Origin of the sequence: Streptosporangium sp. NBC_01639, assembly GCF_045209755.1 — a bacterium.
Lineage (GTDB): Bacteria > Actinomycetota > Actinomycetes > Streptosporangiales > Streptosporangiaceae > Streptosporangium.
Genome location: NZ_CP109272.1, coordinates 2,701,185 through 2,716,329, shown reverse-complemented (window position 1 = coordinate 2,716,329; position 15,145 = coordinate 2,701,185). Strand labels below are relative to the sequence as shown.

The following is a 15,145-nucleotide window of genomic DNA, read 5'->3' as shown; positions in this document are numbered from 1 at the left end:
TCTTGGCGCGCTTTCACCGGAGGGTGATCCTCCGGGCCCGCTTTCGTGCTGTCCCTCGGTCGGGTTCCGGTGTCCGCCGCGCCGGACCCTGCGCACCGGCCGCATACGCGGCAGGCGGGAATCCCCGCCTTCGGAGCGGAGCGGAGCGGATGTCAGAGCGGCGTGACGTAGGCGCCCGAGATGCCGCCGTCCACCAGGAACTCCGATCCGGTGATGAAGCTCGCGTCGTCCGACGCCAGGAACGCCACCGCGGCGGCGATCTCGGAGGCCTCGGCGAACCGGCCGAGGGGGATGTGCACCAGGCGGCGCTGCGCCCGCTCGGGGTCCTTGGCGAACAGCTCCCGCAGCAGCGGTGTGTTGACCGGCCCCGGGCACAGGGCGTTGACCCGGATGCCCTCGCGGGCGAACTGGACGCCGAGCTCGCGGGACATGGCCAGCACTCCTCCCTTGGAGGCGGTGTAGGAGATCTGGCTGGTGGCCGAGCCCATCACGGCCACGAAGGACGCGGTGTTGATGATCGACCCCTTGCCCCTGCGCCGCATGTGCGGGATGGCGTACTTGCAGCACAGGTAGACCGAGGTGAGGTTGACCTCCTGGACCCTGCGCCAGGCGTCGAGGCCGGTCTCCAGGATCGAGTCGTCCTCCGGCGGGGAGATGCCCGCATTGTTGAACGCGATGTCCACGCCGCCGTAGGTGTCGGACGCGGTCTGGAACATCCGGACGACGTCGTCCTCGCTGGTGACGTCGGCCCTGACGAAGAGGCCGCCGACCTCGGCCGCCGCCGCCGGGCCGGTCGTCTCGTCCAGGTCCACGCACACGACGTGGGCGCCTTCCTGGGCGAACCGGCGTGCGGTGGCCAGACCGATCCCGCTCCCCGCGCCGGTGACGACGGCGACCCGGTCCTGCAAACGCTGCATGGCTGTCAATCCTCCGAAATGAAGACGTTCTTGGTCTCGGTGAACGCGGACAGGGCGTCCGGACCCAGCTCCCGGCCGAGCCCGGACTGCTTGAAGCCGCCGAACGGAGTCCAGTAGCGGACGCTCGAATGGGAGTTGACGCTGAGGTTGCCCGCCTCGATGCCCCTGGCCACCCGGAGCGCGCGGCCGACGTCCCGGGTCCAGATGGAGCCGCTGAGGCCGTACCGGGTGTCGTTGGCGAGCCGTACGGCGTGCGCCTCGTCGTCGAACGGCACGACCGCCACCACCGGGCCGAAGATCTCCTCGGTGAACGCCGGGTCGGTCACCTCGGGGGTGAGGACCGTGGGCGGGAACCAGAAGCCCGGCCCCTGCGGGCAGGTCCCCCGCAGGTGGACCGGGCCGGTGACGAAGGAGGCCACCCGGTCGCGGTGCGCGGCGCTGATCAGCGGGCCCATCTCGGTGCTCTCCTCGCGCGGGTCGCCGACCCTGACCTTCAGCACCGCCGCGGCGAGCCGTTCCAGGAAGTCGTCGTACACCGATCGCTCGACCAGGATCCGGGAGCGCGCGCAGCAGTCCTGGCCCGCGTTGTCGAACACCGCGTACGGCGCGGTCGCGGCGGCCTTCTCCAGGTCGGCGTCCGCGAAGACCACGTTGGCGTTCTTGCCGCCCAGCTCCAGGGTGATCCGCTTGACCTGCGCGGCGCATCTGGCCGCGATCTCCTTGCCGACCTCGGTCGAGCCGGTGAACACGATCTTCGCCACGTCCGGGTGCTCGACCAGCCGGACCCCCGCCACCTCGCCCGTCCCGGGCAGGACCTGGAGGACCCCCTCCGGGAGGCCCGCCTCCAGGGCCAGCTCGGCCAGGCGCAGGGCGGTCAGCGGCGTCCACTCGGCGGGCTTGACGATCACGGTGTTGCCTGCCGCCAGGGCAGGGGCCACCCCCCAGGTCATGACGACCATCGGGAAGTTCCACGGCACGATCACACCGACGACGCCCAGCGGCTCCTGGAAGGTGACGTCCAGCCCGCCGGCGACCGGGATCTGCCTGCCGTGGTCGCGCTCGGGCGCCCCGGCGTAGAAGTTCAGCACGTCACGGACATTGCCCGCCTCCCAGCGGGCGTTGCCGACCGGGTGCCCGGCGCCTGCGACCTCCAACTGGGCCAGCTCCTCGGCGTGCCGCTCCACCAGCGAGGCGAAGGCACGCAGCAGCCGGGCGCGGTCACCCGGGCCGACGGTGCGCCAGGTGGCGAAGGCAAGCCTGGCACGCTCCACCGCCCGGTCCACCTCGGCGGGGTCCGCCGCCTCGACCTCGGCGAGCACGTCCTCGGTGGCCGGATTGATGATCTTCACGTTCACATCCGTTCGAATCCCCGGAACAGCTCCCAGTCGGTGACCGCCGCGTCGAAGGCGGCCAGCTCGACCCGGGCGTTGTTCGCGTAGTGCGCCACGACGTCCTCGCCGAAGGCGGTGCGGGCGATCTCGGAGCCCTCCCACAGCTCCAGGGCCTCCCGGAGGCTGCGCGGCACGGTCTCCGCGTCCGAGACGTAGGCGTTCCCGGCGAACGGCTCCGCGAGGGAAAGTCCGTTCTCGATGCCGTACAGCCCGGCCGCGACCAGCGCCGAGACGGCCAGGTAGGGGTTGACGTCGCCGCCGGGCACCCGGTTCTCGATCCGCAGCGACGGCCCGTGCCCGACCAGCCGCAGCGCGCAGGTCCGGTTGTCCACGCCCCACCTGACCGCGGTGGGGGCGAAGCTGCCCGCCACGTACCGCTTGTAGGAGTTGATGTTCGGGGCGTAGAGCAGCGTGAGCTCGCGCAGGCAGGCGAGCTGCCCGGCGATGAAGCACCGTCCGGTCTCCGACAGCCCGTGCGGGCCGTCTCCGGCCATGACGGGCTCTCCGCCTGAGTCCCGCAGTGAGATGTGGATGTGGCAGGAGTTGCCCTCGCGCTGGTTCGGCTTGGCCATGAAGGTGATCGACATGCCCTCCTGGGCGGCGATCTCCTTGGCGCCGTTCTTGTAGACGACGTGGTTGTCGCAGCTGGTCAGCGCGGTGGCGTAGCGGAAGGCGATCTCGTGCTGGCCGAGGTTGCACTCGCCCTTGGCCGACTCCACGTACATCCCGGCGCCCTCCATGCCGAGCCTGATCCGGCGCAGCAGCGGCTCGACCCTGGCGGTGCCGAGGAGGGAGTAGTCGACGTTGTAGAGATTGGCCGGGGTCAGGTCGCGGTAGCCGCGCCGCCAGGCCTCCTCGTAGGTGTCGTTGTGGACGACGAACTCCAACTCGGTCCCGACGAACGCGTCCCAGCCCCGCCCGCCCAGCCGGTCGAGCTGCCGCCGCAGGATCTGCCGCGGCGAGGCGGTCACGTCCGAGTCGTCCTCCCACACCAGGTCGGCCATGAGCAGGGCCGTACCCTCCTGCCACGGCACCCGGCGCAGGGTGGACAGGTCGGGTCTCATCACGAAGTCGCCGTATCCGCGCTCCCATGACGACATCGCGTAGCCGTCCACCGTGTTCATGTCCACGTCCACGGCGAGCAGGTAGTTGCAGCCCTCGGAGGAGTGCCGCAGCACCTCCTCCAGGAAGTAGCGCGCGGACAGCCGTTTCCCCTGCAGGCGGCCCTGCATGTCGACGACCGCCAGCAGCACGGTGTCGATCCGTCCCGCCCGCACCTCGTCGTGAAGCTCGCCGACGTCCACGCAGCCCTCCTTGCCGGAGCCTTATTGGGCTAATGTCAGACCATTGAGTTCCACAGGGGGATCTCTTGTCAAGGGTGGGGACGAGATTGGACGAGTCGCGGCGGCTGGCGACCGTGCTGCGGCCGGTACGTGCGGGAAACGCGTTCGAGGAGACCGTGGAACGGCTGCTCCAGGCGATCAAACTCGGTGTGGTGACCGAGAAGCTGCCGCCGGAGCGGGAGCTCGCGGTGCGGCTCGGGATCAGCAGGGTCACCCTCCGCGAGGCCATCCGCGCCCTGCAGGAGGCGGGCTATCTCACCGTACGGCGCGGCAGGTACGGCGGCGCGTTCGTCATCTACTCCCCGCCGCGACCCCGCCGGGGGGACCTGCGCAGGGCCGTGACCGACATGGGGACCGACGACCTGGCCGACGCGCTCACCTTCCGGATGGCCGTGGAGTGCGGTGCCGCCCAGGTGCTGGCCACCGCGGGGCTGGACGAGGCGGGGCGCGCCACGCTGCTCCTGCGGCTGCGCGAGGTCAACGAGGCCGGGCCCGACGACTACCGTCGCCTCGACACGGCCTTCCACCTGGCCGTCGCCGAGTTGACCGGTTCCCCGTTGCTCGCCGCGACCTGCGCCGACGCCAGGCTCCGGGTCACCGATCTGCTCAACGCGATCCCGGTGCTCCAGCGCAACATCGAACACGCCGCCACCCAGCACGAGGCGATCGTAGCCGCGGTCCTGGCCCAGGACCCCGACGCCGCGCGGCGCGCGGTCGCCGAGCATCTTGAGGGCACCGCAGCGTTGCTGAGAGGGTTTCTCGCATAATCTGGTGAAACAGTGGGGGATCTGTTCAGGCAACGAATCGTGGACGCAGGACGGCTTCCGCTGTTCTGCTTCTTCGTCGCGCTGATCGTCGCCTTCGTGTTCACCCGGATCAACGTCCGGCTCATCCGCGCCAAGATCGGCTGGTTCGGCAACGTCAGCGTCGGCGAGATGCACATCCACCACGTGGTGTTCGGCGTGGTGCTGACCATGCTCGGCGGGGTGTCGGGTCTGATCGTCTCTGGCATCTCGCAGAGCTGGTACGCCGTGACGGCGGGCATCTTCGGCATCGGCGCCGCCCTGATCCTGGACGAGTTCGCGCTGATCCTGCACCTGCGCGACGTCTACTGGGAGGAGGAGGGCCGCACATCGGTCGACGCCGTCTTCATCGCGGTCGCGATCACCGGCCTGCTCCTGCTCGGTCTGCGCCCGCTCGGCTGGGAGGGCTCCTACGGCACTCTGCCAGGCACCTGGCTCGCCACCGGGATCATCGTGGTCAACCTCGTGCTCGCGGTGGTCACGCTGCTCAAGGGCAAGATCTGGACCGGTCTGGCCGGTCTGTTCGTCCCCCTCCTGCTGATCCCCGGCGCCCTGCGGCTGGCGCGGCCGGGGTCGCCCTGGGCCCACTGGTTCATGGCGTCCGGTGCCCGCCGCCCCCGGCCCCGGAAGATGGCCACGGCCGAACGCCGGGAGGAGCGCTGGCGCCGCCCGGTGATCCGCGCCAAGATCGCGTTCCAGGAGTTCGTCTCGGGCCGCCACGACCTCCCCTCCACCCGGCGCAGGATCCGCCGCTGAGCGGGCGGGCCGCCGTACCCGCGGGTGACATCTCGGCCGCGTGATCGACCATCCGCAGGGCATCGCCACGGGCGGTAGCGACCTGCGAGGACGCAAGTCGCTCAAGCTCGCCGCTCTTACCGCGTCCGCCGCCGAGGGTGCGTGCTGTCCCGGGCGGGCCGGTGCGGTTCCCGAAGGTACGTCGGCAGGAACAACCGCCCGCGCCCGGGGTGCAGCGCAGTGGCCGTGGCGCTCAGGCCGGGCCGTGGCCTCAGGCGGCGATGATCAACTGACCGCCCCCTGATCAGCCGGCTCGGCCGAGAGCCGGAGCATGGCGATCGTCATGGTCGGGCAGGCGCGAGGGCGGCGGGCGAAGGCGTGGCGAGGAGGTCGCGGACGGCGTCGTCGATGAAGGCGGCGTTCACGGGATCGGCGCCGCCACCCGTGAGGTGGCCCCAGACGCCGGGGATCACGCGTACCTGACCATGAGGGATGTGGCGGGCAGCGCGAACCTCGTCCTCCGGCGGGAAGTACAGGTCCTTCTCCGCAGGCAGGGCGAGGACCTCGGCCCGGATGGAGCCGAGGGCGCGTTCGATGTCGCCCGCCAGTCCGGGCGTGGTCGAGACGTCGGCGTCCTGCCAGGTACGGAGCATGGCGAGGAGGTCGCCTGCGTCCTGGCCGATGAAGTTGGCCTCCCAGAAGCCGGTCAGGAACTCCGCCAGCGAGTCGAACCCGAGCTGCCGGTATGTCTCCTCCCAGTAGAAGGCCTGCGAGAAACCCCAGCCGGCGTACACGCGGGCGAACGCCCTGATCCCCGCCAGCGGCTGCGTCCGATAGTGCCCGCTCTCGTAGGCGGCGTCGAGTGTGAGAGTGGCGCGCAGGCTCTCGATGAAGACCGCGTTGTGCGGCGACGTCCGCGGCGCTCCGCAGAACGGAAGGGCGCGCTCGACCATGTCGGGATGGCTGACCGCCCATTGGTATGTCTGCAGGGCGCCCATCGAGCAGCCGAGCACCAGCGCCAGCCGCTCGATGCCGAAGTGCTCGGTGACCAGGCGGTGCTGTGCGCGCACGTTGTCGCGGATCGTGACGGCGGGGAAGCCCGCGGCGTCATGGGGGGAGGGGGTGTTGGACGGCGAGGAGGACACGCCGTTGCCGAAGAGGTTGGGCACGATGACGAAGTGTTCGCGCGGGTCGAGCGCCTTGCCCGGACCGATGAGCCACTCGTTGGAGGTGTGGTCCCCGGCGAACCAGGTGGGGAAGAGTACGGCGTTCGTGCGGGTGTCGTTCAGCTCGCCGTAGGTCTTGTAGGCCAGCCGTGCCGGGTCGAGGACGGCGCCGCCGTCGAGTTCGAAAGCCGGCAGTTCAAAGGTGTCATGCATTGATCTCTCCAGGTGAAGTGCAAGAGGCGGCGGTTTGGAAGAGGTGCTGTTCGTGTCCGGGACGGCAGATGAGCTGGAGCCCGACCGGCAGGCCGTCCACCGTCCCCGCGGGGATGCTCAGCGCCGGCAGGCCCAGCAGGTTCCACGGGCTGGTCAGCGAGAGCAGGGCTTCTCGTACGGCGACGAGCGTGCCGTCTACGTCGAGTTTCCGGCAGCCGAGTGGCGGGGCGGTGACGGGCACGGTCGGCAGCGCGAGCACGTCATGGTGCTCGAACAGGGCGCCGACCATGTCGGCCAGCCGGGTCCTGGTCGCCAAGGCGCGTTCGTACCGCCGCTGGGGGATCGTGGCGGCGGCCCGCAGGCGCTGCAGCACCTCGCCGTCGAACAGAGAGGGGCGCTTCGCCATGCGGTCCGCGTGCACGGCGACCACCTCGCGGCTCTGGATGGCGGTGAACGCCTCCTTCAGGTCGCCGGCGTCCTCCGCGGACAGCCGGTGCTCGGTCACCGCGCCGGCCACGGACGTCAGGGCTTGACGTGCCGTACGGATCACGCGTGGGTCGCAGGGGAACAAGGCGGCGGGATCAAGCCAGGTGACTCCCGGCCGGGCGGCCGGTGCGAGCCCGGTGCCGGGTGTTCCCCGGCCGGGGTCCGGCGTGGTGAGGGCACGATAGGCGAGCAGGCAGTCCTGGCTATGGCCCGCGAGCACGCCGACGTGGTCCAGGGATCGCGCCAGGGGGAACACGCCGTCGGCCGGGATGGCGCCGTAGGCAGGCTTGAAGCCGGCGATCCCGCACAGCGCCGCGGGGACGCGGGACGAGCCGCCGGTGTCAGTGCCGAGCGCGAGCGGGACCATGCCCGCTGCCACGGCCACCGCGCTGCCCCCGCTGGACCCGCCCGACATGCGGGAGGCGTCCCACGGGTTGAGCGACGGGCCGGTGGCCGAGCAGTCGCCGGTCGGGCCGTACGCGAACTCGTGGGTGGTGGTCTTGCCGACGATGACCGCTCCGGCCTGACGCAGCCGGGTCACGGAGACGGCGTCGGCGTCGGCGACGTACTCGGCGAAATGCCGCGAGCCCATGGTCGCGGGCAGACCCACGACCATGATGACGTCCTTCACCCCGGCAGGCAGGCCGTGCAGCGGCCCCCGGTCGGTGCCGCACGCCAGCTCCCTGTCGGCATCGCCGGCCGCGGCCAGTGCGCCTTCCGCATCGACGGTGACGAACGCGTTGAGCAGGGGGTCCAGCGCTGCGACGGCGTCGAGCGCGTGCCGGGTCAGCTCCACCGACGTGGTGCGTCCCGCGCGCAGATCCTCTGCGAGCTCGGAGATCGTACGGCCGGCGAAGTGTCCGCGCCGGCCGAGGTGCGGTCGCTCGCCAACGCTGGGTGTCGGCATGGAGTCCTTTCCGGTCATGTGAGGTGGAAGCCGGGAAGCAGGCCGAGGAGAGGGATGATCGCCGCCGTGCACACGGCCATGGCCGCGGTGTAGGCGACCATGGGCTGGACGTCGTCCGGCAGCCGCCGGGCCAGCGCCGCCGCGAGCGGGGGAGCGGCGGCGGCGCCGAGCACGGCCCCAGCCACGATCGACGGCAGCGTGCCGCCGAAGGCCAGCACGGTGGCCGGTGCCACGGAGACGATCGGGACGAAGGTCGGGTACCAGCCGCTGGACGCCCACCGTCCGCCCCAGAACAGAACCCCGCAGGCGGCGGTCAGCACCTGCGTCGCGAGCAGTTGGGGGAACAGCCCGCTGCCGTATACGGGCGCCGCGGGGTTGAGGAGGAAATGCAGGACGCAGCCCAGCAGCAGGCCCGCTCCCGCCCACTCGTTGCCGTAGAAGTGCGATTCGGTGAAGTCCGCCAGGATGCGGCGCGGCACCCAGGAGGGTCCGTACCGGGCCGGCGTCTCCTCCGCTCGGTGCGGCGGTGCGGTGCGCGTCGTGCGTGGTGGCGGGAACCAGGGCAGCCGCCGGCACAGCCAGAAGGCGGCGAGCCCGCCGAGTGACATGGCCAGGGTGCTTCCGACCACGGGCGACATGTTCAGCGGTACGCACACCAGGTTCACCAGCACCAGAGCGATCGGCGTGACCAGCATCGCGCCGAGGGCGGCACCGGTCGTCGCGACGCGCCAGCCGGGGCCGTACACCATCACGAGGGCGGGCGGGACGGACACGAGCGGGGCGAAGGTCGGCTGCCAGCCGCCCAGAGTCCAGCCCCAGAGCAGGTTGCTGGCCAGCAGTCCCATGCCGGCGGCGACCAGCACCCACGGCCACAGGTCGCCCGTGCCGCACGCCAACGCGAACCCCTGCCACCGCCGGCCGCGGCGCCGGGCGACGTGTGCCAGCGTGGCCCCGGCGACCATCAGCAGGCCGCCGAGCGCCGACTTCACCAGGGTCGGCTCGGTGATGTCGCCGAGAATCCAGTATGCGTACCAGGTCGGGTCCGTGTATCCCAGTCCCCAGGAGGCGTAGCCCGGGACGAGCGACGGCAGGGCGGGCTGTGCGGCCGCCAGCGACGTGGCCAGCAGGGCCGCCGCCGCGACGACCGCGGCCGCGGCGCTCAGCCGTCGCGCGCCGAGGCGGGCCGGTGCGATGGTGGCGGCCATCAGCGCGGCGCCGCCTGGCCCATCGTGTAACCGAGCATCGGGTCGTACAGGTCGCCACGCCGGTCGCGGACCAGATCGTTGAGCTGGTTCCAGATCGGCGCGCTCCGCGCGGAGACGATGTCGATGTCGGCCGTCAGGATGGTCTCCTCCTCGGCGCCCGCCACTTGACCGATGGGCCAGCCGTTGGTGCCGGCGATGAGGGAGCAGCCCAGGAAACGGGCGCCCCGGTCGGTGCCGACCCGGTTGGCGGCGGCGATGAAGACGTTGTTCACGTGCGCGGCGGTCATGGTCAGGTACGAGGCCATGCACCGGCCGGTCTCGTCGAAGATCGGAGGGGGCGTCCAGACCCAGTTGTTGACGCTGCAGATGATGTCCGCTCCCTGCAGGGCCAGGAGTCTCGGCACCTCGGGGAACCAGATGTCCCAGCAGATCAGCAGGCCGATGCGGCCGATCGGGGTCTCGAAAACGGGAAAGCCGAGGTCACCGGGCGTGAACCAGAGCTTCTCCCGGTTCCACAGATGGGTCTTGCGGTAGCGGCCGACGTATCCGTCCGGGCCCACGAGGACAGCGGTGTCGTAGAGCCGCACACCGTCGCGTTCGGCCAGGCCGCCGACCAGGTGCACCCCGTGTTCGCGGGCGAAGGACTCCCACGCCTTGACGGTCGCCCCGTCCGGGACTCCTTCGGCGTGCTCGTATGCCTCGGAGCGGTCGCGAAAGCTGTATCCCGTGGTCGACAGCTCGGGCAGGACGATCAGTGTCGCCCCGTCCTGGGCCGCGCGGGTGGCGAGCGAGAGCGCCCGATCGGTGTTGGCCGCACGATTGTCCAAGCCGACCTGGGGATCGAACTGGACCACCGCCACTCGGGCCGGGCTGACAGGCGGGTCCGCTACGTCGGTCATTTCACGTTCCTTCCAGAACCCAAACGTTTGGGCCAAACGTTTGGGTTAGCATGGACTCCGCTTCGGTACGCCGTCAAGAGGGCCTATCGTGATACCTGACCCGGAAAGCGAGGCTTCGTGGCTGACCCCAAGGCGCGCCAGGTGACGTTACGCTCCATCGCCGACCAGCTCGGCCTGCATGTCTCGACGGTGTCCCGGGTTCTGAACGGGGGTGCCGACGACGGCGCTCGTGCGGCGTCCGGCGACACCGCCACGCGGATCCGGCGCCTGGCGCAGGAACTGGGATACCAGCCGGATCCCCATGGGAGCGGCCTGCGTACGGGGCGGAGCAAACTCGTCGGTGTCCTCGTGCCGCGGTTGTCCGACCTGGTGCTTGCGATGATCTACGAGGGCATCGACGAGGCGGCGGGAGAGCTCGGGCTCACCACCATCACCGCGAACAGCCACGATGACGAGAAGACGCGACGGCTGCGGACCAGGATGCTGCTCGCCCGCCGGGTGGACGGGCTCATCTTCGGCGACGCCAGCCTGGACAGCGGCTTCCTCGATGAGCTGGCCGCGGACGGCGGGAAGTTCGTGCTGGTCAACCGGGGCGCCGGTGAGCATCCATCGGTCACCGCTGACGACCTGCTGGGCGGGCGGCTGGCCGCCGATCACCTGCTCGGACTGGGCCACACCGAGGTTGCGGTGATCGCGGGAGAGCCGTACGCGAGCACGGGTGCCGACCGCACCGCCGGGTTCGTCGGCCGCTACCGGAATCGCGGCCTGCCCGCGCCGCGGGTGCTGTACTCGCCGTTCGACACCGCGGGCGGGCGGGCGGCAGCCGAGCGACTGCTCGCCGGTCCTGATCGGCCGACTGCGATCTTCGCGGTGAACGACTTCGCGGCCATCGGCGCCATGGGCGCGGCCCGCGACCACGGCCTCACCGTCGGGATCGACATCTCGATCATGGGCTACAACGACACGCCGCTGGCAGCCGAGCTGCCCATCCCTCTGACCAGCGTCTCCGTGCCCATGCAGGAGATGGGGCGCAGGGCGCTGCAGATGCTGACCCGCCTCCTGTTCGGAGGAGAGGTGCGGTCGGAGCGCCTTCCTCCGGCCCTGGCCGCGCGAGCCTCCACCGCCACCGTTGCCTGACCCCGTGGTCCGGGATCGGGCCTCGCTCACCCAGCGGCAGGTGAGGATCGATCAAGGACCATTCCTCAACGGTGAGATCTCCACGCGCCATGACGATGGCCTACCAGGATCGCAGACCGAAACGCAGGCGAATCCCTCTGATTTCAACTCCGTACAGGCCCTGTGCTGCGGCGGAGGCGGCATCCGATGATGGCGTGGACAGTTCCCTCGCCTTGATGAGGCCGATGGTGGTCATCTCCTTCTTGTCTTCAATCTCGTTGCGGCCAGGTCTGTGGTCGAACCGAGAGCTGTATGCCCGGGTGAGCCCACTGGTTCATGGCGTCCGGTGCCCGCCGACCCCGGCCCCGGAAGATGGCCACGGCCGAACGCCGGGAGGCCGCACCCCCGGTGGCGGAGAAAGAGACCGGGGTGCGCATACTCGCCCCCTGGCCGGGCAGTTGGCGGGCCTTCCTGCCGAAGGAGTGTGGATCGTGGGTCTCATCGAGAAGCTCAATCTGCGTGAGGTGAAGGCCAGGGCCAAGCGGAAGCTGGGCAACCGGACCGGCAACCGCCGGATGGTCGCCGAGGGGCGGACCGAGGAGGCCGAGGCGAAGCTGCTCAAGACCCAGGACGAGATCCTGGACACCGTGGCGGAGATGCGCAGGGAGTACGGGGTCAAGCGGCGCGGCTGATCCGCGGACCGCCGCACCGGGTGCCGGCGTTCCGTCCGTCAGGGACGGCTCCGGACGACGGCACCCCGGTGGTCACATCCGGTCGCGCCCGGCCCGGTGATTCCGGGGCGAGAAGAACCGGTGGATTCGCCGCCGGATCGACCGGTCAGGCGGTTGCCAGCCGGAGGAGGAACGCGGTCTCGGCGTCGTGCGGACCGTGGCTGAGACGGGGGACCGCGAGGAGGATCGCGATGGCCCGGCACCAGAGCATCAGGCGCCCGTGATCCACATCGAGTTGGGCGATGTTCTCCCGGAGCCGGTCGAGGTCGTCGGCGGGGAGGACCCAGTCGACGGCATCGAAGGTGGGGTCGCCGACACTGGGCCGGGGGTCGATGACCACCGGTCCTCGGGGCCCGCCGTCGAGGACGTTGCCGGGGTGCAAGTCGCCGTGGACCAGGCCGATCGGGCCGTCCTCCGCCAGGGCGAGCGCGGCGGCCAGCGAACGGTCGAGCACGTCATCTTCAAGGGCGCCCGGCCGCAGGCGCCTGCGGGTCAACTCGAAGAGGAACGCGACCCGCTCGCGCAGCGGGGGCAGGCCGTCAGGAACCTCGGTGACTCGAAGCGACTTCAGCAGCCCGGAGATCTCCTGCGGAGCGGGTCTCCCGCCGGGGCGGTCGGCCGTCGTGCCGGGCTCCACGGCATCCAGGAGCAGCGCTCCGGCCGCCACGTCCGCCGCGACCAGGTCGACGACCTGCGGGGTGTCCGCCCAGGCGTTCAGGGCGAGAGCCTCGGCCGCGCAGATCGCCGGCTCCGGGGTGAGTTTCAGGAAGGCTCCGCCGCTGTCCGCCCGCCGTACCCGGAAGATCCGTGAGGTGCCGCCCCGGGAGACGGCCTCGACGATCTCCAGGTCCCACCGTACGGCCAGCCGCTCGGCGAGGGCGGGCAGCGCGGTCAGCCAGGGGCGGACCCCAGGGCCGAAACGGTTGACCAGACGGGCTTCGGCGACGGGGTCAACGCGAAGATCGAGCATGGGGGGATTCTCCCACGGACGCAGGTGGGAGCAGCAGGGCCGTCGAGCTGTACGTCAACTTCGGTTGACGTACGTTTTCATGTCAACCGATGGTGGCGTCGTCGGCTTCCGGCGGCGGAACCGGGCCGGGTGCTCGGGGCGAGTAAAAGGGCGGTAGATAGATAGGACGGCGACCGGGGGCCGGTCACGCCGTTCAGAGGAGTGGAAATTGGCCGAGACCGCCTCCTGGCGACTTCTGTTCGCCTCCGTCCTCCCGCACCGGCGGGCACTGTTCCTCGGCGGGGCGCTCAGCCTCGTCGGCTCGCTGGCCGGGCTGGCCATGCCGCTGCTGGCCAAGACGGTCATCGACGCCTTCGGCGAGCAGCGCTCCCTGGTCGGGCCGGTGCTCGGCCTGACGGCCGCCGTGCTGGTGGGGGCCGGGGTCGGCGCGCTCGGCAGATACGTGCTGGAGCGCATGGGAGAGGGCGTCGTGTTCGCCGCCCGGCGCAGCCTGGTGGACCGGATGCTGCGGCTGAGGGTGTCGGAGGTGGACCGGCTCAAGCCGGGCGATCTGCTGTCGCGGGTGACCTCCGACACCACCCTGCTCCGGGCGGTGTTCACCGACGGCGTCGTCGAGATGGTCAGTTCGGCGTTCATGCTCGTGGGCGCCGTGGTGATGATGGCGCTCATGGACTGGCTGCTGCTGCTCATCACGCTGGTGGTCCTGGTCGTGGTCGGTTCGCTCGTGGGCCTGGTCATGCCGCGCATCCGCCGGGCCTCGACGCAGGCGCAGATCGCGGTGGGCGAGATGGGAGCGGTGCTCGACCGGGTGCTGCAGGCCTTCCGCACCGTCAAGGCCAGCGGCGCCGAGGACCGCGAGATCGCCACGGTGGTCGAAGCGGCCCGCGAGGCGCGGGACAGGGGCATCGCGGTCGCCTGGTGGACCTCCATCGCGGGCATCTCGGCATGGGTGTCCGCGCAGCTCGCCTTCGTCGCGGTCCTGGGCGTGGGCGGCGCACGGGTCGCCTCCGGCGCGCTGGCGGTCTCCTCGCTGATCGCCTTCCTGCTCTACCTGTTCTACCTGGTCGCCCCGATCGGCCAGCTGATCCAGGGCGTCACCCAGATACAGAACGGCCTGGCGGCGGTGAAGCGGATCCGCGAGATCGAGGAGCTCCCGGCCGAGGAGGCCGAGAAGGCGGCCGGCGTGGTCGGTGCGGCTCCCGCGGGGGTGAGCTTCGAGGGTGTCGCGTTCCGCTACGGCGACGACCGGCCGGTGGTCCACCACGACGTCTCCTTCACGGTCCCGGCGGGCGGCATGACCGCGCTCGTCGGTCCGTCGGGGGCGGGCAAGTCCACGGTGTTCGCCCTGCTCGAACGGTTCTACGAGCAGCAGGCCGGGACGATCACGGTCGACGGCCGCGACATCAGGCAGTGGCCGCTGGGCGAGCTGCGCGCCTCCCTCGGCTATGTCGAGCAGGACGCGCCGGTGCTGGACGGCTCGCTCCGGGAGAACCTCGTCTTCGCCGCGCCGGGTGTGGGCGAGACCGACATCCGCAGGGCGCTCGCGCTGACCCGGCTGGAGGATCTGGTCGCCCGGCTCCCCGAAGGGCTGGAGACCAAGGTCGGCCATCGTGGGATCATGCTCTCCGGCGGAGAGCGCCAGCGGGTCGCCATCGCGCGCGCCCTGCTGCGGCGGCCCCGGCTGCTCCTGCTCGACGAGGCCACCTCCCAGCTCGACGCGGTCAACGAACTGAGACTCCGCGAGGTGATCGCCGAGGTGGCCAGGGAGACGACTGTGCTGGTGATCGCCCATCGCCTGTCCACGGTGACCAGCGCCGACCGGATCGTGGTGATGGAGGCGGGCCGGGTGCGGGCCGTGGGCACCCACGGTGAGCTGCTCGACGCCGACGACCTCTACCGTGAGCTCGCCGCCACCCAGTTCCTGCTGCGGACGTAGATCCGAGTTAGCGGCCGGTGCCCCCGCACGCAAATTCCCGCGGAGCGTAACGGGATAGTTCGGTCACCGGCCCCGCCGACTGGTTGGCCGCCCAGGAAAGCGGGAATCCGGCCTGTGCGAAGCCTCTCCTTCGTCTGGGGGTGCCAGTCGGGCACTCGCCGTGTCCGGTCTCCGGTCCAGTCCGTGCGGGACGGGGCCAGGGTGAGGGCTGGACCGGCAATCGGAAAAGGGCATCCCGGATGTGCTGTCCGGGATGCCCTCTTCCTCCGGGTTGACCGGTAGCCTCCGGGTGACAAATATGAATGCGTTCATTCAGCTTTGATGGGG

The 15,145-nt window shown here is 70.9% G+C and carries 13 protein-coding genes; 5 read left to right on the top strand and 8 right to left on the bottom strand.

Going from position 1 to position 15,145, the window contains the following annotated elements:
• Nucleotides 1–152 precede the first annotated feature (152 nt).
• From OHA77_RS12180 to OHA77_RS12170, 3 genes are read right to left on the bottom strand one after another with little or no spacing between them, the layout of a single operon-like run.
• Nucleotides 153–917 (bottom strand): 3-oxoacyl-ACP reductase, encoded by a 765-nt coding sequence (locus OHA77_RS12180; RefSeq protein ID WP_326820517.1) that lies wholly within the window; start codon nt 915–917, stop codon nt 153–155.
• 5 nt (nt 918–922) lie between these two features.
• Entirely contained in the window at nt 923–2,266 is a 1,344-nt protein-coding gene (locus tag OHA77_RS12175; protein ID WP_406318122.1) for an aldehyde dehydrogenase family protein, read from the bottom strand.
• Nucleotides 2,267–2,268: 2 nt separating this feature from the next.
• Nucleotides 2,269–3,612 (bottom strand): glutamine synthetase family protein, encoded by a 1,344-nt coding sequence (locus OHA77_RS12170; RefSeq protein ID WP_406318121.1) that lies wholly within the window; start codon nt 3,610–3,612, stop codon nt 2,269–2,271.
• Nucleotides 3,613–3,686: 74 nt separating this feature from the next.
• On the opposite strand from OHA77_RS12170, the gene OHA77_RS12165 reads away from it, so the two are divergent.
• Together OHA77_RS12165 and OHA77_RS12160 are read left to right on the top strand one after the other, a co-directional pair.
• Nucleotides 3,687–4,418 (top strand): FCD domain-containing protein, encoded by a 732-nt coding sequence (locus OHA77_RS12165; RefSeq protein ID WP_326820520.1) that lies wholly within the window; start codon nt 3,687–3,689, stop codon nt 4,416–4,418.
• Nucleotides 4,419–4,457: 39 nt separating this feature from the next.
• On the top strand, nt 4,458–5,210 hold the full coding sequence (locus OHA77_RS12160) for a hypothetical protein (protein ID WP_326820521.1): 753 nt from the start codon (nt 4,458–4,460) through the stop codon (nt 5,208–5,210).
• Between the two features lie 320 nt (nt 5,211–5,530).
• Here OHA77_RS12160 and OHA77_RS12155 read toward each other — a convergent pair whose 3' ends face one another.
• From OHA77_RS12155 to OHA77_RS12140, 4 genes are read right to left on the bottom strand one after another with little or no spacing between them, the layout of a single operon-like run.
• Nucleotides 5,531–6,568, bottom strand: coding sequence for an alpha/beta fold hydrolase (locus OHA77_RS12155; RefSeq protein WP_406318120.1), 1,038 nt, complete (start codon nt 6,566–6,568; stop codon nt 5,531–5,533).
• Complete coding sequence (locus tag OHA77_RS12150) at nt 6,561–7,961, bottom strand: amidase (RefSeq protein ID WP_406318119.1); 1,401 nt, start codon at nt 7,959–7,961, stop codon at nt 6,561–6,563. The genes OHA77_RS12155 and OHA77_RS12150 overlap by 8 nt, the downstream gene beginning before the upstream one ends.
• Nucleotides 7,962–7,975: 14 nt before the next feature.
• The gene (locus OHA77_RS12145; protein ID WP_406318117.1) at nt 7,976–9,166 is read right to left on the bottom strand and encodes a hypothetical protein; all 1,191 of its coding nucleotides are present in this window, start codon (nt 9,164–9,166) and stop codon (nt 7,976–7,978) included.
• Entirely contained in the window at nt 9,166–10,065 is a 900-nt protein-coding gene (locus tag OHA77_RS12140; RefSeq protein WP_406318116.1) for a nitrilase family protein, read from the bottom strand. The genes OHA77_RS12145 and OHA77_RS12140 overlap by 1 nt, the downstream gene beginning before the upstream one ends.
• Nucleotides 10,066–10,182: 117 nt before the next feature.
• On the opposite strand from OHA77_RS12140, the gene OHA77_RS12135 reads away from it, so the two are divergent.
• Entirely contained in the window at nt 10,183–11,202 is a 1,020-nt protein-coding gene (locus OHA77_RS12135; RefSeq protein ID WP_406318115.1) for a LacI family DNA-binding transcriptional regulator, read from the top strand.
• 470 nt (nt 11,203–11,672) lie between these two features.
• Nucleotides 11,673–11,873 carry a hypothetical protein gene (locus tag OHA77_RS12130; protein ID WP_406318113.1) on the top strand — a complete coding sequence of 67 codons (201 nt, stop codon included), beginning with the start codon at nt 11,673–11,675 and terminating at the stop codon, nt 11,871–11,873.
• A gap of 145 nt (nt 11,874–12,018) precedes the next feature.
• On the opposite strand, the gene OHA77_RS12125 is transcribed toward OHA77_RS12130, so the two are convergent.
• Nucleotides 12,019–12,882, bottom strand: coding sequence for an aminoglycoside phosphotransferase family protein (locus OHA77_RS12125; RefSeq protein WP_406318111.1), 864 nt, complete (start codon nt 12,880–12,882; stop codon nt 12,019–12,021).
• 208 nt (nt 12,883–13,090) lie between these two features.
• Here OHA77_RS12125 and OHA77_RS12120 point away from each other — a divergent pair, with 208 nt between their 5' ends.
• Entirely contained in the window at nt 13,091–14,818 is a 1,728-nt protein-coding gene (locus tag OHA77_RS12120) for an ABC transporter ATP-binding protein (protein ID WP_406318110.1), read from the top strand.
• The last annotated feature ends 327 nt before the right edge of the window (nt 14,819–15,145 follow it).